The 19551-nt window shown below is 52.2% G+C and carries 17 protein-coding genes and 1 other RNA gene; 9 read left to right on the top strand and 9 right to left on the bottom strand.

The annotated features are described in order from the left end of the window. Nucleotides 1-101: 101 nt before the first annotated feature. From FIU95_RS05550 to FIU95_RS05540, 3 genes are all read right to left on the bottom strand, one after another. Nucleotides 102-1037, bottom strand: a complete 936-nt coding sequence (locus tag FIU95_RS05550; protein ID WP_172975326.1) for a universal stress protein — start codon at nucleotides 1035-1037, stop codon at nucleotides 102-104. Between the two features lie 270 nt (nucleotides 1038-1307). Beyond that, on the bottom strand, nucleotides 1308-2021 hold the full coding sequence (gene hda / locus FIU95_RS05545) for a DnaA regulatory inactivator Hda (RefSeq protein ID WP_152452284.1): 714 nt from the start codon (nucleotides 2019-2021) through the stop codon (nucleotides 1308-1310). Between the two features lies 1 nt (nucleotide 2022). After that, nucleotides 2023-3120 (bottom strand): DUF2066 domain-containing protein, encoded by a 1098-nt coding sequence (locus FIU95_RS05540; protein ID WP_152452282.1) that lies wholly within the window; start codon nucleotides 3118-3120, stop codon nucleotides 2023-2025. A gap of 276 nt (nucleotides 3121-3396) precedes the next feature. On the opposite strand from FIU95_RS05540, the gene purM reads away from it, so the two are divergent. The 5 genes from purM to FIU95_RS05515 all read left to right on the top strand — a co-directional run bounded on the left by purM (nucleotide 3397) and on the right by FIU95_RS05515 (nucleotide 8800). Then, the gene (purM, locus tag FIU95_RS05535; RefSeq protein ID WP_152452280.1) at nucleotides 3397-4458 is read left to right on the top strand and encodes a phosphoribosylformylglycinamidine cyclo-ligase; all 1062 of its coding nucleotides are present in this window, start codon (nucleotides 3397-3399) and stop codon (nucleotides 4456-4458) included. After that, nucleotides 4458-5111 (top strand): phosphoribosylglycinamide formyltransferase, encoded by a 654-nt coding sequence (purN, locus tag FIU95_RS05530; RefSeq protein ID WP_152452278.1) that lies wholly within the window; start codon nucleotides 4458-4460, stop codon nucleotides 5109-5111. Before purM ends, purN begins: the two co-directional genes overlap by 1 nt. A gap of 78 nt (nucleotides 5112-5189) precedes the next feature. Continuing rightward, nucleotides 5190-5909 (top strand): DUF3108 domain-containing protein, encoded by a 720-nt coding sequence (locus FIU95_RS05525; RefSeq protein WP_253868880.1) that lies wholly within the window; start codon nucleotides 5190-5192, stop codon nucleotides 5907-5909. Nucleotides 5910-6156: 247 nt separating this feature from the next. Continuing rightward, nucleotides 6157-7551, top strand: coding sequence for an OmpP1/FadL family transporter (locus FIU95_RS05520; protein WP_152452276.1), 1395 nt, complete (start codon nucleotides 6157-6159; stop codon nucleotides 7549-7551). A 415-nt stretch (nucleotides 7552-7966) separates the two neighbouring features. Next, nucleotides 7967-8800 carry a type IV pili methyl-accepting chemotaxis transducer N-terminal domain-containing protein gene (locus FIU95_RS05515; RefSeq protein ID WP_253868877.1) on the top strand — a complete coding sequence of 278 codons (834 nt, stop codon included), beginning with the start codon at nucleotides 7967-7969 and terminating at the stop codon, nucleotides 8798-8800. A 74-nt stretch (nucleotides 8801-8874) separates the two neighbouring features. Here FIU95_RS05515 and FIU95_RS05510 read toward each other — a convergent pair whose 3' ends face one another. Both FIU95_RS05510 and ffs read right to left on the bottom strand, forming a co-directional pair. After that, on the bottom strand, nucleotides 8875-10737 hold the full coding sequence (locus FIU95_RS05510) for a M2 family metallopeptidase (protein WP_152452274.1): 1863 nt from the start codon (nucleotides 10735-10737) through the stop codon (nucleotides 8875-8877). Between the two features lie 253 nt (nucleotides 10738-10990). After that, nucleotides 10991-11088, bottom strand: an RNA gene (ffs, locus tag FIU95_RS05505) — signal recognition particle sRNA small type. Nucleotides 11089-11217: 129 nt separating this feature from the next. Here ffs and FIU95_RS05500 point away from each other — a divergent pair. The 3 genes from FIU95_RS05500 to FIU95_RS05490 all read left to right on the top strand — a co-directional run bounded on the left by FIU95_RS05500 (nucleotide 11218) and on the right by FIU95_RS05490 (nucleotide 14537). Next, nucleotides 11218-12072, top strand: a complete 855-nt coding sequence (locus FIU95_RS05500; RefSeq protein WP_152452272.1) for a 6-carboxytetrahydropterin synthase — start codon at nucleotides 11218-11220, stop codon at nucleotides 12070-12072. A gap of 89 nt (nucleotides 12073-12161) precedes the next feature. Further along, nucleotides 12162-12878, top strand: a complete 717-nt coding sequence (locus FIU95_RS05495) for a 16S rRNA (uracil(1498)-N(3))-methyltransferase (RefSeq protein WP_152452270.1) — start codon at nucleotides 12162-12164, stop codon at nucleotides 12876-12878. Between the two features lie 306 nt (nucleotides 12879-13184). Beyond that, complete coding sequence (locus FIU95_RS05490; protein ID WP_152452268.1) at nucleotides 13185-14537, top strand: substrate-binding domain-containing protein; 1353 nt, start codon at nucleotides 13185-13187, stop codon at nucleotides 14535-14537. 357 nt (nucleotides 14538-14894) lie between these two features. Here FIU95_RS05490 and ald read toward each other — a convergent pair whose 3' ends face one another. Beyond that, complete coding sequence (gene ald, locus FIU95_RS05485) at nucleotides 14895-16040, bottom strand: alanine dehydrogenase (protein WP_152452266.1); 1146 nt, start codon at nucleotides 16038-16040, stop codon at nucleotides 14895-14897. A gap of 197 nt (nucleotides 16041-16237) precedes the next feature. Between ald and FIU95_RS05480 the strand changes: the two genes are divergently transcribed. After that, nucleotides 16238-16723, top strand: coding sequence for an Lrp/AsnC ligand binding domain-containing protein (locus tag FIU95_RS05480; protein WP_152452263.1), 486 nt, complete (start codon nucleotides 16238-16240; stop codon nucleotides 16721-16723). 72 nt (nucleotides 16724-16795) lie between these two features. Here the strand turns inward: FIU95_RS05480 and FIU95_RS05475 are convergent, their stop codons facing one another. The 3 genes from FIU95_RS05475 to putP form a co-directional block, all read right to left on the bottom strand. Beyond that, nucleotides 16796-17260 carry a DUF962 domain-containing protein gene (locus FIU95_RS05475; RefSeq protein ID WP_152452261.1) on the bottom strand — a complete coding sequence of 155 codons (465 nt, stop codon included), beginning with the start codon at nucleotides 17258-17260 and terminating at the stop codon, nucleotides 16796-16798. Between the two features lie 104 nt (nucleotides 17261-17364). Beyond that, nucleotides 17365-17877 (bottom strand): O-acetyl-ADP-ribose deacetylase, encoded by a 513-nt coding sequence (locus FIU95_RS05470; RefSeq protein WP_152452259.1) that lies wholly within the window; start codon nucleotides 17875-17877, stop codon nucleotides 17365-17367. Between the two features lie 145 nt (nucleotides 17878-18022). Further along, on the bottom strand, nucleotides 18023-19489 hold the full coding sequence (putP, locus tag FIU95_RS05465; protein ID WP_152452257.1) for a sodium/proline symporter PutP: 1467 nt from the start codon (nucleotides 19487-19489) through the stop codon (nucleotides 18023-18025). Between the last annotated feature and the right edge of the window lie 62 nt (nucleotides 19490-19551).

Below are 19551 nucleotides of genomic sequence, written 5' to 3'. Positions count from 1 at the left end.
GCGATGCTAACGCCTCTCCGTCCCATGTCGGCCCCACCCTGAGAGCGCTCTGGTCGGCCATAAAACCATCCTGTCGACACACCGCATTCCCATGTTAAGCACTATATCTTGATGGGAGAAACAAAATCACTGGGCTTTAACGCAAGCAGAGAGCAGGTCACCTTTTGCAGGATATTTTCCGCAGTATTTCCCATAATAAAGCCGGGGATACCGGCACGCCCCACAGTACCCATGATAAGGAGATCCAACCCCTCCTCATCGATCAATAGAGGGATATAGTTATCCGGGTGGGCAATCACATGGTGGACCTGAATATCACCACCGATACCTGAGGCCCGAATCAGTACATCCAATTTTGAACGGTGTTGGGCACGAGCTGCCTCGGTGGCCTGGTCCAACTCCTCTTCGGATGCACTGATGGGGAAGTGACGGCGCAAATACTCGTCCACATCGTAATCCCAGCAGGAAACAACATGCAGAGTGCCGTTACAACTGTCTGCCAACACCCGTGCCCAGCGTAATAAGCGAATTGCCAGATCGTAGGTACTACCCTCATCACACTCGGGATCAATCGCCACTGCCACCCGTATCTCTGTGTGCGTACGCTCTATGGGGCGACACAGCCAAACCGGACAGGGGCACTTGCGCAGCAACTCCATATCGATAGCTTTGAAGCCTTTGAGCTGACTCAGCCCCTCCACATTCTTGATCACCAGGTCGTAGCCCTCAGTGAGCACACGGCGAATAACCCTCTCCGCGGGGCGGGGACCACAGTCCGATTCAATTTCCATCTGCACCTGGTCCTTTGACAGGTTCATCCGCTCCCGAGCCGCTGCAATCCCTCCATTTACCCGCTCCAGCATTGCCTTCACACAAAAGTTACTGAAATCCTCGAACCCCTCCGGCACCGCTGGGCAAACCAACAACACCTTAATTTCCGCCTGGTTGTTACGGGCAATAGCAAATGCCTGCAACAGCCCACTGGATTCATCTTCAGCGGCATGGCTCACATAGAGGACTTTATGAATATTTGGCATAACACTTTCCTCAAACTGTGGGCATTGGAGGTAAAAGTAGGCGGAAACCTCCATGCGCCCCCTGTGGCCACCACCATTTAATACTGTGGCAGCAGTCCAATTCACAGAGGAAGACTTTACAAGCCAGATTAGTCGCCGACAGAAGGGAGATAAGCAAAGGCGCCAAGAATGGGCAACCAAAGGAAGTGGAGCTAGGTAGTTACAGGGGGGAGGAGGCCTTTAAGGCCTCACGGGTCAACTATTTGGATTGCAGGGTTACTTGGATATGCCTTAGATATCCAGCACCTGCTTGACAAAGGGAATGGTGATTTTGCGCTGCGCCATCAGGGAGGCTCTATCCAGCTGCTCCAGCAATAGGAACAGAGCGCGGGTATCTCTAGGTGCACGGTGCAAAATGTATTGGGCAACATCTTCCGGCAGGTCGAAACCGCGTAGACGGCTTCGCCTGCGCAGCGCGGCGACCTTGTCGCGATCATTCATTGGCTGGAGCTGGAAAACCAGCGACCACTGCAGGCGCGAAAGCAGGTCTGCAAGGGAAATATCCATCCCTCGAGGGGATTTACGCGCCCCCAATAGCAGCTGCCTGCCACTATCCCTAACCCGGTTATACAAATGGAACATCGCCGTCTGCCACTCGGGTTGCCCTTCTAACAGGTGCAGGTCATCAATACACACCAGGTCGAGCTGCTCAAGGCCATCGAGAAGTACAACTGGGTCCATGGTCATTAATTCGGCCATGGGGATGTATTGGAAACTGCGGCCATTGGCCTCGGCACACTGACAGGCGGACTGTAGCAGATGGCTGACGCCACTACCCGCATCCCCCCAAATATAAATCACCGCTTCGGGATTTTGTCCACTGGCGAACGACTGCAGTAGGGCTACAACCTGGCGGTTGGGGTCCGACTCAGACAAGTAAAAGTTATCGAAAGTGGCATCGTCTCGCAGGGATACCCCCAGCGGCAGCTGTTGCGGAATACTCATTTCAGTCCCAGCGATAGCGCAACGGATTATCAGCGCTGCCCAGGGGTGCACGGTATCCATTCAATTCAATGGCATCCCCGTCCCCATGTGCCCGCAGCTTATGATTTAACGCCAGAGCATCGCGTAAGCTGTGGAGTCCCACAGTAGTGGCAAGCGCCAAGCGCATCCGATCCCCCTCCACTGATAGGAGATCTGCACTGCTCACCTGCGCCAGCCCCTGTAAATAGGCCGAGGCCTCTGCGTAATCGGCAAAGCTATCGACTCCGGATAGCTCCACAAAAATTGAACCCTGTTGGGCATCTTCAACACCGGGGCGCACCGCATAGCGCTGGGCGAGAAGATTAGCCATCTGGTTGACGCCTCGCAGCGCAACCTCTTCCAAGGAGCCGCCATTACTGTCAAAAGCGTAACTGCGGCCACCATGTAGTAACAACCAATCGGCTTGCCAGCGGCGTCCCGAAGCCTGGAGTAGACGCCCCATCAAAGTGGCATCCGGCCTGTAACGCAAACCGGCACGCTCAGCGGTCTGCTCACTCTGCGCCCAGAGGTCACCCAAAGGCATATTGTGTTGATCATTGAGGTCCATCACCGGGAAATCCAGGGGCACGCCGCGCTCCACGGCCATGGCATCCAATACCGAAAAGAGTTCAGGAGCATCTTCTTCACGGAGGATACTGCGCCCCTCTTTTAGGGTATCCACCGCCATCCACACGAGAGTGCCAGGGCGGTTATTGGGCCACATGGGTAGCCCCAACTTATGTATTTGCCTGGAGATAGCTTGAGGGTCGAAAGAGAGATGAAGATAGAGCTGGTTGTCTTCGCTAGTGTAGCGATAGCCTTGTATAAAATGCTGAGCTTTCTGCAAAATAGGCTTCAGGTTTGGGTTGTTGCCGATGGCAGCATCCCCGGTGACACGCACAAACACCCGCTCCAGCCCTCGGCTGCCGGCACTCGCGCGGTCTGTAGCCCCACGGCTCGGTACAGCCTCGACTACTTCATACAGGTCCGAGATAACTCGGGCCTGGACTGGCAGAATTAGGGCGCCGAACAACAGGACCAAAAACTGCAACACCAATCCCTGCCGGAGCAGCTTGTGCATAGGATTTCTCTCCAAACCTCATTCCAGCCCGTGAGCTTGCACGAAATCGTTGTTGTTGCGCAAGACGCAAAGATCCACGGTCGGGATAAAAATTGGGGCTATTGTATCAGCGTCAACGACTTCTCTCAGCCCCGAGTTCTCACTATTGGAGGGTTTATCGCCGTTTACTTGGGGATAAATACCAGATTCCTACATTGAGATGCCCACTGGGCGTGGCTACCGGACCAAGACCCGGCTAGAATACGCGCCCTTCGAATACCCACCGCAGGAAGAATCATGAGCGATTCCAAGCCGCAATCCACTGAAACATCCCTCTCTTATAAAGACGCCGGTGTCGATATCGACGCGGGCAACGCCCTGGTAGAGCGTATCAAGCATGTCGCCAAGCGCACTTCCCGCCCGGAAGTCATGGGCGGCCTGGGCGGATTTGGCGCTCTGTGCCAACTTCCCAGCGGCTACAAAGAGCCAGTCCTGGTTTCCGGTACCGACGGCGTGGGCACCAAATTGCGCCTGGCCATGGACTTGGGCATTCACGACACCATTGGTATCGACCTGGTTGCCATGTGTGTCAACGACTTGGTCGTAGCCGGCGCCGAACCGCTGTTCTTCCTCGACTACTACGCCACCGGCAAACTGAATGTGGATATTGCCGCTGAGGTTGTCACCGGTATCGGCAAAGGCTGCGAGCTCTCGGGCTGCGCCCTGGTCGGTGGCGAAACCGCCGAGATGCCGGGAATGTACGAGGGCGACGACTACGATCTAGCCGGCTTCTGCACCGGTGTTGTGGAGAAGTCAGAGATCATCGATGGCAAAAAGGTGAAAAGTGGAGACGTGCTCATTGGACTCGCTTCCAGCGGCCCCCACTCCAATGGCTACTCCTTGATCCGAAAAGTCCTCGAAGTTAGTGGCGCCGATTTACAACAGGAACTGGGCGGCGAAACGCTTGCCAAGGCATTGATGGCCCCCACGCGCATCTATGTTAAAAATCTGCTGCAACTGATGAAGAGCGTCCAGGTAAATGCCCTCAGCCATATCACCGGCGGCGGCTTGCTGGAAAACCTGCCCCGCGTCCTCCCAGAAGGTTGCCTCGCTCGCGTAGACGTCACCAGTTGGGAGATGCCCGAGGTATTCCGCTGGCTCCAGCAGGCGGGCAATATTGACGCACGCGAAATGTACCGCACCTTTAACTGTGGTGTCGGCATGGTGATCTGCATTCCAGCAGAACAAGCCGATAAAGCGCTGCAAGCGCTGAAAGAAGCCGGTGAAGATGCCTTCGTAGTGGGCACAATCGAAGATGCCGCTGCAGGCGCAGAAGCCGTAGAGCTAGCGGGCCTGTAATGTCACAAGGAGTATGCAAAGTTGCCGTACTGATCTCCGGTAGCGGCAGCAACTTGCAGGCGCTCCTGGATGCCTCGGCGAATGCCGGGGCAGACTTCTCCGTCTGCACAGTAATCAGCAACAAGCCCGAGGCCTTCGGCCTCAAGCGCGCTGCCGAAGCCGGGGTTCCCACAGCGGTGGTTGATCATCGCAACTTCTCCGGCAGAGAAATTTTCGACCAGGCACTGATCGCAGAAATCGACAGCCATCAACCAGACTTGGTTGTCCTGGCCGGATTTATGCGCATCCTCACGCCCGAGTTTGTTCGCCACTACAGCGGCCGCCTCCTCAATATTCACCCCTCCCTTCTGCCGAAATACCAAGGGCTAAACACACATCAGCGTGCCCTGGAAGCTGGAGATAGTGAGCACGGCGTTACTGTCCACTTTGTCACCGAAGAACTCGATGGCGGCCCCCCCATTGTGCAGGCCGCTGTGCCTATAAATGAGGGGGATACTCCCGACTCCCTGGCAAAGCGGGTCCAGGTACAGGAGCATGTCATCTACCCCATGGCTGTATCCTGGTTTGCTCAAGGGCGCTTAAAGATGCTGGGGGACCGCTCGCAACTGGACGGTGAGCTTCTGCCGCCAAGCGGGGCCCGGATAGACAGCTAGCCCAAGCCAAGCTGGCGGGATTAGCCCTGCAATGTACTTTGCGGTTCCCGCCAGCTAGTATTCAAGGAGATTCAGATTTTGCGAGGCTCTGTCGTGCGCATTTTTATCTCCTCTCTGTTTTTTCTTCTTCTCTCCAGTCAATCAATTGCCAGCCAACTGGAGCCTTTTAAGGCGACCTATACCGCAAGGTACAACGGCATCAGCGTCACTGCCACCCGCGAACTCACAGGCCAAGAAGGCAACTGGCGACTGGACTTTAAGACCTCAGCGCTCTTTGCCAGCATTAAAGAGTACTCTCGCTTCACTAATCAGGACGGGAGTATCACTCCCTACCACTACGAATATCGCAGAAAGGGTCTTGGCCGCGATCGCGGCACCGTTCTCAGTTTTGAGCCCGACAAAAATATGGTCCTCAATGTCTCCAACCCCGAGCGAGACATGGAAAATGTGTCGCCAAACATCCTGGATAAATTGAGCTATCAAATGCAACTGGCGCTAGATGTCGCCGCAGGCAAAGAAAATCTCCAGTACGAAGTCGCCGATGGCAAAAAGATTCGCAAATATACTTTCGCCCAGGAAGGAACCGAAGTGGTGAAAACACCTATGGGGAAAATAGAAGCCATAAAGGTGCGCCGAGTTAGAGATGCCGACTCAGAAAGAGAGACGACCGTCTGGATTGCCCCCCAGTGGAATTACGCTCTGGTGAAACTGGTGCAACTGGAAGAAAATGGCAAAAAATACCAAATCACCTTGAAAAATCTATCCATCAACGGCAAAACTGTCGGTGCAGGCCAATAAATTACCATTTTTTTACAGAGGCAAAAAAAATATTCACATTTAATGGATTTTTGCCTCTGTTCTCTTTATAAAGTGACTCCTTTCCCTTGCGCGGGCAATTCCTTATTGCCTACCCTGTTTTAAAGCGAGGGATTTGCTACGAAAAAGGAAGGTATCTATATAAATCTAATGGCCTTCCTTCCATATCTTGGCATTTCCAATGCTAATTTTGGTTTTCAGTAATCAGCAGACTAAGAGATGGGCTCTCATGAATAAGAAATACCTGCGACATGCAGTTCTAGCCGCAGCAATCGGCTCCGTTTCCCAAGGCGCTATGGCCGCGGGCTTCTATCTACAGGAAACCAGCGCATCCGGCCTTGGCCGCGCATTTGCTGCCGAGAACACAATCGGTGATAACGCCGCCATCCTCGCCCGCAACCCAGCGGGTTCTGCATTGTTTGATACTTATACTTTGACTGGCGGCATCACTTACGTCGACCCCGAAATCGACGTAACCGGTGATGTAACCTATTTCGCCGCAGTTGAACTTCCAGATGGAAGCTTCGTTTACGTTGATGCTGGAACAAAAGAAGCTGACGCGAGCGACTATGCCACCAGCGCCTTTATTCCTAATGGTTACTTGGCCGCCCCTATCAACGACGAGTGGTCTTGGGGCCTGGCCATGTATACAGATTTTGGTCTGGAAACCGATTTTCCAGACAATTTCGCCGGCACCACCATCGCCAACAAGACGAACCTTCTGACCTTAAATATTCAACCCTCCATCGCTTACAAAATTAATGACGCCTTTAGTATTGGTGCATCCATTAACTTCCTGTATGCCGATGCAACACTAAAATCCAGTTTCCCATCTGACTTCACCCTGAACCCAGCTTTTGCCGGAGCAACTTTGCTCGACGTGAAAGGGGATGGCTGGGATGTAAGTTGGAGTGTTGGTGCCCTCTGGAATATTGATGACAATACCCGTGCAGGCATTTCCTACCATGCAAAGTACGACCCCAAGCTTAAAGGCGATGTAAACTCTGACCTTGCCCCGAATCCAGTAACTCCATTCGACGATGCCAGCGGCAACCTCACCCTGAATCTCCCGGACACTCTGGAGCTAGGCCTGTACCACCGCTTCGAGAATAATTGGGCGATTGCCTTTGGCTATATGTACACCAATTGGAGCCGTTTTGAGCGTCTAGAGGCCTTTATCCCATCGGGCGGCGAAGAGTTCAATCCTCTCCTGATTAAAGAAGAGAACTTTGTAAGCGGCTCCCGCTACAGCCTTGCCGCCGAGTACTTCTTTAATGATAAAGTGACTGTACGCTTTGGCTATGCCCATGATGAAGGTGCAGCTCGTGACGGCTTTAACCGCCACGAAGAAGAGGCCATTATGGAAGAAACCGGTCTTGACCTGCCGATTACTTGGCGCACGCTCTCAATCCCCGACACCGACCGCCAGTGGTTAACCATAGGCGGCACTTATAAGCACAATGATCGGCTGAGTTTTGATGCTGGTCTTGCCTACCTTTGGGGAGATGATGAGCTTATTCAAGAGGCTAGCCTCATCGAAGACACCCTCGTTACTTACTATGATGGCTTTACCACCAAAACCGAGGCCTGGCTATTCAGCGCAGCTGTAAACTACAGCTTCTAATCGCCCTCTCTCTCGGTATAAGAAAGGCTCTACTTCGGTAGGGCCTTTTTTAATTTCCCTCTCAACTATCTTCCATTCTCACTCTCTTCTCGCCTTCTCCCTTCTCCCCGCCCTAAATATCTCTACCACTAAAGAATTAGCCCAAAGAAAAGTGGTTAGATATCTACCGACAAAAATTTGTTATACCTTCCTGCACAAACAAAACAATCCTTGAAATCAATTTATTATTAAAAACAAATAAACCAAATGCACACCCTCAAAAAAAGAATAAGCCCACCTGGCCGCAAGCGAAAAAATACCGAATTATTTTTTGCGATCCATCATGGTGCGCAACGGCAGCACTTCTAAAATAAAACCCTAAGCCTTCACCTTAAAGAACCAAGAACCCGGAATACACAGCCTCAACAGAAAACACTTGAAAAATCACCAAAACAGAAGCAAACCAAAACTCAAGAGTGAAACCATGAAGTTCTCCGCAGTATTTCTCCTATTAGTGATAAGCCTGGATGTTGCAGCATTAACCATGGGTGAAGCAATTAATATAGCGGGGCGCCAGCGAATGCTGTCCCAACGAATCACTCAAGCCTATATTCTCTCCGGTATACAGTCCGATGCGCAGCGCCACCAAAAGGTCTTAACGCGATCAGTACAGGAATTCGAGCGAAACAACCAGAAACTCGGCAAATTCCCCGCAGCAGAAAAAATCAGAAACCAGTTAGAAAAAGTAAGAAAAGAATGGCAAGCGTTTAAAAAAATCAGCCTGCAGCCAGTCAGCAAAGAAGGAGCAGCTGAGTTATTCCAACGCAGCAATAGACTTTTATCAGAAGCCCATATTTACGTTGTGAAACTACAACAACTGGCCAACCATAATTCGGCTGAACTGATCAATATTGCTGGTCGACAGCGCATGCTTTCTCAACGAATTGGCAAAAACTACGCTGCTAAAATTTGGGGGATTTCTCCAGAGGATGCAGAAAGTGGATTGCATCAAGACCTTGTCGAGTACTCTAACCGCCTAACCCAGCTTCTTGAGAGCCCATTCAATACCCCAGACATCAACCGTAACTTACAGAAAGCCAAAGATCATCTTAACTATGCCAGCCGCGGATTTGAGGGGGAAATGAAGATCTCTGAAAAGCGCCAGATTCAGGTGATCACAGGCACTACAGATTTGATGCTTCGCAATATGAACGTTATTACCGCTCAGTACGCAGAACTGCTAGATTCCAGTGAAACTCTTATACAGTAACCAGCAGAATAACACCCATAAAAAAGGGGAGCTACACTCCCCTTTCCCGTCAGACAAACCTATAAAGCGCTAACTTACCAACCGCACTGACGGCCCTTGTTTTGCTCTTCCAAATACGCCATCAAAGGCTGGAAGTAATCGATAATGGCAGAAGCATCCAGATCGCGCTGGCCGGTCAAAGCTTCCATCGCATCCGGCCAGGGCTTGCTAGCACCCATCGCCAACATGGTACGCAATTTCTTACCCGCTTCATCATTTTGGTAAATGGAGCAGCGATGCAGGGGGCCAGTCTCACCAGCGGCTTCACACAGCGCGCGATGGAATTGGAACTGCTGGATGCGGGCCAGGAAATAGCGAGCGTAAGGCGTGTTACCGGGGATATGGTACTTGGCACCCGGGTCGAAGTTCGCTTCAGTGCGCTCTACCGGAGCCTGAATACCCTGATAGTCCTCGCGCAGCTTCCACCAAGCCTTATTGTAATCAGCCGGTTGAACCTCACCATTGAAAACCTGCCAGCGCCACTTATCTACCAACAAACCAAATGGCAGAAATGCAATTTTATCCAGCGCCTGCTGCATCAGGTAACCGATGTCTTTACTCTCATCCGGCACCTCATCCATCAAGCCAATTTCCTTCAGGTACTTAGGCGTGATAGACAGAGCGATGGTATCGCCAACAGCCTCGTGAAAACCATCGTTAGCACCCTCTTTATAGAGGAAGGGCTGCTCCTTATAAATGCGCTGGTAGAAGTTGTGCCCCAGTTCATGATGGATAGTGACCAGGTCTTCGCCAGTCTTGTTGATGCACATCTTGATACGGATATCATCCTGACCATCCATATTCCAGGCACTAGCGTGACAAACAACATCTCGATCGCGAGGCTGGGTGAACTGAGAGCGCTCCCAGAAAGTCTGCGGCAATGGTTTGAAGCCGAGAGAAGTAAAGAACTTCTCACCTGCCTTAACCATATCCTGCTCGCTCATACCTGAATCAACTACGAGCTGGGTCAGGTCGTAGGGTGCCTGCATGTCATCGTCTTTGACCAGGTCATAGACATTGCCCCACTCTTGAGCCCACATATTGCCAAGTAGGTGTGCGGGGATCTTACCCTGAGCAGGTACTACCTCATCGCCGTAGTGCTCATTCAGTTTGGCGCGCACATGGCAGTGCAATGCCTCATACAAGGGTTTCACCTTGCCCCACTGAGCATCCATATCGGCAGCGAAGGCATCGGGCTCCATGTCGTATTTGGAGCGCCAGAAAACACTCAGGTTGTCGTAGCCCAACTCTTCAGTACCGGCATTACCGATCTCCACTTGGCGCTCATATAGCGGCTTCATAGGCGGGGAAACTTTACGCCAGCCAACCCACAAATCCTTGAGCAGCTCTGGGTCGCGATTGGTCGCCATTACCTGGCCCATCTCGGTCAGGGTGTAACACTTATCAGCCCCCTCTTCTTCCCGACAGTACTTACCGGCGCCATACATACCCTGCATTTTCGAGCCGATCTGGGCCAGCTCTGCAGTCAGGGCGGGATCCTTCGGCGCCGGGAATACCAGCCCCTGCTTCAGCATGGTCAGCTTGCGGCGGGTATCTGGATCGAGCTTCAGATCATTGAATTTAGCCGCTTCTGAAGCGAGCTCCACAGCCATGGTCGTATAGCGCTCAGAAGCGAGAGCCTCCACATACTGCGAGTCAAGATTGATATAGGTAGATGCCAACCAAGCGGCGTGGCTCATTTCCTGGGCCATTTTCTCCAGACGGGCCTGTGCATCATCAAGGAATGCTTTGGCATCCTCAGCTGTCAGTGGACCCTTTTTGGCCGCAGGGCTTTCTGCAGTGGCCTGCGCCACCCCCATGGATTTTTGTGACTGCTGGCCGCTGTCACAGGCAGACAGCGCGACTGCAGCTGCAATGGCAAGAGCAACTTTCTTCATCTTCCCCTCAGATAATCATTATTGGGCCTAGTTATAACTGTCGCCGTTTATAGCATAAGCCTGCCGTTACCAGCGATGGTAAGCCCACAAGTTAAATGCAGATCGGCACAAAATCTCCCATATTTGCCATTTTCTGGGGAAAAATACGGTGCTATCGGAAACAACTACAGGCCGACGGGAGCAGTCAGAGCGAACGACGATGAGATACAGGAATAAAAGGAAATGGGGGATCAGTAGGCATTTAAGGAGGCGGCCCAACCAGCAACACCCTCGGCACATGATACCACTGCTACCGTTGCTCCCTTCCGGGCCTGGCGGGGTTCACAGCTGTTCATTGCGAGGGGACCGGAAGGGCCACCACAACGATCTTCGGTGCATCCGAAGAGGGCGCGATTATAGAGGGTTAAAGGCGCGAGTTCCAGCCCTATTAACAGGTTATAATAGGCGACTACTACTTTACCCCCTTCTGAAGAGTTACCCATGCACCTTTTTGTCGATAATTTGACCAATGTTGATTTCAGCTACCTGGACCATCAGCGCGGGCTCGTAGGCGAAACCTGGCTGGCGAATGCCGCCCTGGATGGCGCACTCGATAACCAGGGTATGGTTTGCGATTTTGGTATCGTTAAAAAGACATTGCGCCATTGGTTAGATGATCAGCTCGACCATCGTCTCTTGGTTCCCACCCTTGCCCCCGGTCTGACGCTGACCCATCAACAAGATGGCAATATCTCTCTCGAGTGGCTGCTCGCGAGTGGAGAGCAAATCTCTGTATCGGGACCGGAGCAGGCATTCGCCCTGGTGGAAAGTGACATTATCAATGCAGAAAATGTTGCCCGCTGGAGTGTGCAACAACTGGCCAGCTCCTTCCCAGCCAGTGTCGAACAGCTCAAGCTGTCGTTTGAAGATGAACAAATCCAGGATGCTTTTTATCACTACAGCCACGGCCTGAAAAAACACCAGGGTAACTGCCAGCGCATTGCCCACGGCCACCGCTCCCGGATCCAAATATTTGTCGAGGGAGATCGAGACGAGCAATTAGAGCAAGAGTGGGCGCAACGCTGGAAAGATATTTATTTGGGCACCCGGGAAGATCTTTGCCAAGACGATAACGAAAATACACACAACCTAACCTTCGCCTACCGGGCCCAGCAGGGAGATTTCACTCTGGAATTACCCGCTAGTGCTTGTGAAATTTTGGATTGCGATACCACCGTTGAGCAATTGGCTCAATATATCGCCACGACTCTCGCGGAAAAGCACCCGGGTATTGAAATCAAGGTTCGCGCCTATGAGGGCCTCGGTAAGGGCGCCATTGCCAGTGCTAAGCGGTGAGCGGTGAGCGGTGAGCGGTGAGCGGTGAGCGGTGAGCGGTGAAGACTCATTCGCAACAGTAATTTTCTATAGTCTCAAGAGACCCGGTTTTGAACCTGATTCTTTTACATGAAGCTGACTTTATCAGCTCCGATATCGTCCGCCTCTCTGGCCACAGGCTGGAACATATCATCAAAGTCCACCGGGCCGAGCCCGGCCAGCAACTGCGCGTGGGCCTGCTGAATGGAAATATCGGCTCTGGGCAAATTACCAGCCTCGACGATCAACAGGTTGAGCTGCGGGTGGAACTAACAAGGAATCCGCCTCCACCTCCACCAATCACCCTGATCCTGGCACTGCCACGCCCCAAAATGCTGAAGCGCATTATTCAGCATGTCACTGCACTGGGAGTTAAGAAGCTGGTCTTGATCAATAGCTACCGGGTGGAAAAATCCTATTGGCAAACCCCCTGGCTGGACGAGAAGAAACTGTTCGAACAATGCCTGCTCGGACTTGAACAGGCTGTCGATACTCAAATGCCGGAAATCCTCTTGCGCAAACGCTTTAAACCCTTCGTAGAGGATGAGCTACCCGAACTCTCTCAAGGTTCACACAAATTGGTGGCCCACCCTATCGGTGGCACGTCCTGTCCAATGGACCTCAGTGAGAACTGCACCTTGGCGATTGGCCCCGAAGGGGGATTTATTGCCTACGAAGTTGAAAAGCTCAAAGAAGCCGGATTCCATTCTGTACACTTAGGCCCACGGATTCTCCGGGTAGAGACGGCTCTGCCAGTTCTGGTAAGCCGACTTTTTCCCTCCAGTTAGTAATAACAAACCCAAAGGAAAAATCTCGCGGAGTAGTCACAAGCCGGCTTCAAGGCGCTTGATGGTGCTTGTGCCCCGCATTTCTCAAATTTTTTTCACAAACTGTTAATATCGCTAACCTTTTGCATTCAATAAGTCTCAGCAACATGACCTCTTTATTGCTCCAGTTTATTGCTCCAGCGCCATGACCTGCACTGAACTTAAGTTTGAGACTTGTGCACGCTTTATTCATCAAGATTTCATCATTTTGTCATAAATAAGACATATTTTGCGGCCTCGTTTTACTTCCCTAGGGTCCAGGATCACATGAACCTATTTTTTCAGCGATTATGCCGCTCAATAATACTTCTTCTTATTTGTCTTCTAAGCCCTATTGCCTCAGCCGCAGTCTCGCCTTTTTCTTCAGACAGCAACGGAAAATTATTCAGCCTGCACGGCTCTAATACCATTGGTGCTCAGTTGGCACCCAGCTTGGTTCGCGATTATTTCACCGCGAAAGGAGCCACTGATATCAGTATCAAGCCACTCGGAACCCCCAACGAAGTGCGTGTGCAGGCAAAAGTTGGCAATAACACTATATTTGTCGATATAGCTGCACACGGTTCCAGCACTGGTTTTAAAGGACTCAAACTGGCTCAAGCAGATATCGCCATGGCTTCGCGCCCTATCAAAGAGAGCGAGCTCAACGCCCTAAGCCAAATGGGTGATATGCGCAGCCGCAAGGCAGAACATGTCATTGCTATTGATGGACTGGCGATTATCGTGCATCCGCGCAACCCTATTAACCAACTGACCTTACAGGAAATCAGTGCTATTTTTTCCGGCCAAATAAAAGACTGGTCAGAACTCGGCAAAGGCAGGGGCCGCATTAATATTTATGCACGAGATGATCAGTCCGGGACCTGGGATACCTTTAAAAGCCTGGTGCTAGGCAAGCGCTACTCTCTCTCCAGCAGGGCCAAGCGCTATGAGTCCAACGATCAACTTTCCGACCTTGTTACCTCAGACCCGCGCGGAATCGGCTTTGTTGGACTAGCATCCATTCGTCAGGCAAAAGCCGTAGCCGTTTCTGACCAAAATACACTCCCGCAGGCTCCTGAGCACCTGACCATTGCTACGGAAGACTACCCCCTGTCACGCCGTCTTTTCTTATACGCTCCGGTTTACTCTTCCAGCTCAACAGCTCAAGAGTTTCTGCATTTCGTACAAAGTGAGTCGGGGCAGGAGCAGGTGAAATCTTCCGGATTCGTCGCGCAAACCCCCATCGGCTTTAAACCAGAGGAGTCTCGGGAAGGACCAAGTGAATATTTGGAACTGACCCAAAATGCTGAGCGCCTCAGTATCAATTTCCGATTCTCAGAGGGCAGCGCCTCACTGGACAACAAAGCTCAACAGGATATTGAGAGACTGGCAAAGTTTATGGAAAAACCACAAAACCAGGAGAGAGAACTATTACTTATCGGGTTTGGCGATGAAAAAGTCAGCCCAGAGCGTTCAGTGATCCTATCCAAACTTCGCGCAGTGACCGTCCGCTCAGCTCTGCGCGATCATAAAATCAATACTGCTCCTGTTCAGGGCTTTGGAGCCTACCTCCCTATTGCCTCTAATAATTCCAGAGCCAAAATCAAGAACCGCCGAGTTGAAGTCTGGCTGTTCTAGCCCTTAAAGCCCGGCCAGACTCAGGGAAGAAGAGACGATAGAAACTGGGTGTATAAATATCCATGGGGAGACCAACAAGACCTCCCCTTTTTATTTCGATACAAATAATTGTATTGATTGAAGGGAGAAATACAGCTGGGAAGACGACTATTTATCTTGCTGGAACACCAGCCTCGATTAAGGACAGCAATACAGCATTAATAAAAAAGCCGCGTACAAACGCGGCTACAATGGTGACAGAGGCCACCAGGTCTCACAGAGAGGAACGCCAAAGAGCGCTCCGGGGAAAATTCTCTTCAAAACAAGCGCGTTACCGCTTTCTTGTTCAAAAAGCGGCTGCATAGCAGCCGCAAATTATTAAGCTACAGCGCCTTCAGCCTCGGCAACTTTTTGCAAAGCCAGCTTGGGATCAACAAACTCATAACCCAATACATCGGCAACTGCCTTGTAAGTCACCATACCGGCGTGGACATTCAGGCCTTCCAGCAAATTGGCATCATCCAGCAGCGCCTGTTTAGCGCCTTTGTTTGCCAAAGCTACAGCGTAAGGCAGCGTAGCGTTGTTCAGAGCCATGGTAGAGGTGCGCGCTACACCACCGGGCATATTGGCAACACAGTAGTGCACCACACCATCGACAACGTAAGTGGGCTCCTGGTGAGTGGTCGCTTTGGAGGTTTCGAAACAACCACCTTGGTCAATAGCCACATCCACAACCACAGCACCTTTCTTCATGCGGCTGATGATATCGCGGGTCAACAGCTTCGGAGCTGCAGCGCCAGGAATCAGAACTGCACCTACGACCAAATCCGCATCCAACGCGTGCTTTTCAATCGCGTCATTAGTGGAGTATTCGGTACGCACAGCGCCGCCGAAGATATCGTCCAATTGACGCAGGCGCGGCAGAGAGCGATCCAGGATGGTGACATCGGCACCCATACCCAGCGCCATCTTGGCCGCATTGGTACCAACCACACCGCCACCGATAATCAGCACCTTGGCAGGAGCTACACCGGGAACGCCGCCAAGCAATACACCCAGGCCACCCTGAGCTTTCTCCAGGTGGTGCGCACCGCACTGTACGGACATACGACCGGCAACTTCAGACATCGGCGCCAATAGTGGCAGGCCGCCGAAACGGTCGGTCACGGTTTCATAAGCAATGCAGGTCGCACCGGATTTCACCAGAAGCTCGGTCTGCTTGGGATCTGGAGCCAGGTGCAGGTAAGTGTAAAGAACCTGTCCGGGTCGCAGCATTTCGCACTCGTGAGGCTGGGGCTCTTTTACCTTGACGATCATGTCAGCGGTGGCAAAAATTTCTTCCGGAGTATCGATGATCTTGGCTCCGGCTTGCTCGTACATTTCGTCAGTAAAGCCGATAGCGGTACCGCCATCTTTCTGTACGATTACCTGATGGCCATGGCCGATCAGTTCGCGAACACTCGACGGCGTCAGGCCAATACGGTACTCGTGGTTTTTGATCTCTTTCGGGACGCCAATCAACATTTTCTGCTCCTTAATCTCTGCGTTTGGCGTAGTCTCTTCAACGGATTAGAGCCACACCTAATTTCTGCGTTTTCCCCAGTATAGGGCCATTTTAAAAGTGGATTTCTACAAGAGTTTTTATCAAACTAGTGGAATCAACTAGCCGCACTCGTATCAAGACCATTTTTTGAGCTGATCGCTCACAAAGGAGACAAGGTATGCGCAAGCGCGCGGGAGAGCTAAATACCGTGGACCGCAATATCTTGCGGGTCCTGCAGAAAAATGGCCGCACCAGCTATGCAGAACTGGCCCGTCAGGTGGGATTGACTGCAACCCCCTGTGTCGAGCGAGTGAAACGACTGGAAAACGATGGGGTTATCCAGGGCTATACCGCATTAATCAATCCAGAGTTCCTCGACGCTGCCCTGGTGGTATTTGTGCAGATTCGCCTAAACCGTTCCGCCCAGGATGCCTTCGAGGAGTTTCGTAATGCCGTGGCGGCACTACCGGAAGTACAGGAGTGCTATCTGGTTTCAGGTAATTTCGATTACCTGATCAAAGCCCGAGTTGCCGATATGAGTGCCTACCGTAAGTTTTATGGCGAAACGCTTTTGACTCTACCGGAGGTACAGGAGTGCACCAGCTACGTAGTGATGGAGGAAGTGAAAGAGACTTTAGAGGTGCCGGTCCATTACAACCGCTAGCCCAATTTAAGGAGTGAGATCACTAGAGAGGCGACTGGTCCATCGCCTCTCTCTTGTTAGCAAGAAATGGAGTCAGTACTGAATACCCAGCTTGCGATAGATAAAGCCAATCACCCAAGCGGGGCCTATCAATAAGAATTGAACGTCTTTAAAGAATGAAGGTTTTTTCCCTTCGATGTGATGACCGATAAACTGAAAAACCCACATCACCACAAACAGCCCTAGCGCCGTCTGCCACACGGGAACCCCCAGCCGCTCAACCACAGACCAGGCCCATAAACACACCACGGTCAACGCCGTCATCCCCAGGCCAATGGAGAAAGACAGGGCAAAATAGAACAACATCACGGGTACCGTAATCACCACAGCCCAATTCAACCAGGGAATTGCGGCCATGAACTGCGGTTGTGGGATATCCCATAGGAGACCGGCAACGGTGGCATAAATCACCGGCACCGCAATCCAGTGAATGGACTTGTTGATGGGGTTCTGATGGCTTTCACCGTATTCGGCAAACCACTGCTGGGCACTGCGCATGACAATCTCCTTTTCTTATTTTTTATTGCCAGTTACTTATCTTGCTTAACACTCGCAGCGCAATCAATGGCCGAATGAATCAGGCCAATGCGCAAAGTCACCAGTTAACGCCGCACATAGGCATCCAGCTGGGTGTGATAGAGCTCAGCCATTTCCTCGTCAAAACAACAAAAGACGATGCTCAGCGGCGCCCCCTCTTTCTCCAAGTGGTGCTGCACCTGCTCCACCGCAATTTCCGCTGCTAACCTGGGAGGGTAATCGTAAACACCACAGCTAATTGCCGGGAAGGCAATAGAGCGCATACTCTCCCGCCGTGCCAAAGTCAGACACTGACGATAGCAGCTCGACAGCAACTCCGGCTCACCCAGGCGGCCGCCACGCCAGACCGGGCCGACAGTGTGATAAATACGTTTGACGGGAATCGAGAAAGCACTGGTAGCGCGGACCTCACCAACCGGGCATCCGCCGATACTTCGACATGCCTCCAGTAACTCAGGGCCCGCAGCGCGGTGAATGGCTCCGTCCACACCACTGCCGCCAAGCAGGCGGGTATTGGCGGCGTTGACGATGACATCGACGTTCAATCGTGTGATATCACCGAGATGAACTTTGATCACTCAGTATCTCCAACCGCTATTTGAATAATCGCTGCGGATGGAAATCCTTTTCGCTTCACAACAGTCGCGCCCACAATGGGGCGCGCCCTTCGCGCTGCAGACAAGTCGCTGGGCTCATCGACACAGAACCCTGCAGCCCCCAGGCTTATCCCAACAGCTTTTTATGTTGAGAAGCCACGGTTTCCGGACATTTCGTCAACGCGCTAACTATGACGATAGCAGCTGCTGAGAAAATGAAACCAGGCAACAACTCATAGATATCAAAGATTCCCCCAGAAAGCTGCTCCCAAACCACTACGGTGGTACCACCCACGATTACCCCGGCAATGGCTCCGCTGCCTGTCATACGTGACCAATAAAGGCTGATCAGCAGAGCGGGGCCGAACGCGGCACCCAGACCTGCCCAGGCATAGCTCACCACATCCAGAACCTTGGAATTCGGGTCCATAGCAATCCATACAGCAATCAGAGAAAGGCCCACCACAGCCCAGCGCCCAACTTTCACCATGGCTTCCGGGCTGGTCTTGCGACCAAACCAGACATGATAGATATCTTCTGCCAGTGCAGCGGAAGACACTAATAACTGAGAATCTGCGGTGCTCATAATGGCAGAGAGGATCGCCGCCAGCAGTACGCCCGCAACAACCGGGTGGAACAGCACTTGAACCAGCTCCATAAAGACAGTCTCACCATCGGGCAATCCCTGCTGCATCTGCAGATGGGCAAACAGACCCACCGCCATAGCGCCGAGAAAACCGATCAAGGACCAGACTGCCGCAACTGTCGCCGCTGCAGGCACATCATCTGGGCTGCGCACCGCCATAAAACGAGCCAGGATGTGGGGCTGCCCAAAGTAACCCAGTCCCCAGGCCAGGGAGCTGAGAATGGCCACTAAGCCCAACGTCTGACCACTGCCATCCGTGAGCCAATGCGTTAGTTGCGGTTGCTGCGCCTGCAATTGGGCCCAACTGGCAGAGAAACCGCCCTGGTCCGAAATCACAACCAGTGGTACGGCAATCAGAGCAGCACTCATTAATAAGCCCTGGAACACATCGGTCCAGGATACCGCCAGGAAACCACCGAACAGGGTGTAAGAAATTACTGCAATGGCACCGACAATCACCGCCCAGTGGTAGTCCCAACCGAATACGGTTTCGAATAACTTGCCGCCGGCAATCAGGCCCGAAGCCACATAGAAGAGAAAGAACAACAGAATAAAGATCGCGCACACCGTCCGCAGATAGGGGTGGCCCATTTTGAAACGGCGGTCCAGGTAAGCGGGCACTGTGAGGGAGTCATCCAGCTCATAGGTATAAATGCGCAGGCGACGCGCCATGCTTACCCAGCTCAGCAGGATACCGGAAAAAAGCCCGATAGCGATCCAACCGGCAGAGAGACCCGCAGCATAGGCGGCCCCGGGCAATCCAAGTAACAACCAACCACTCATATCCGAAGCGCCGGCCGATAGCGCGGCAACCGCAGGAGGCAATGAGCGCCCACCGAGAAAATAATCACTGGCATTTTTAGTACGCAAATAAGCGTAAACGCCAATCACCAGGATAAGGGCCAGGTAGGCAATAAAAGTCAGGGCAACGAGCCACTCTGCGGACATAGGAATTCCTTCTGCTCAAAAAGGAGTGGCACCGAAAGAAGGCAATAGCTGTGACGCCCTGC

The sequence above is a fragment of the Microbulbifer sp. THAF38 genome (assembly GCF_009363535.1).
Lineage (GTDB): Bacteria > Pseudomonadota > Gammaproteobacteria > Pseudomonadales > Cellvibrionaceae > Microbulbifer.
Note: the sequence above shows the minus strand (reverse complement) of the source record. Positions and strands in the feature narration are given on the sequence as shown.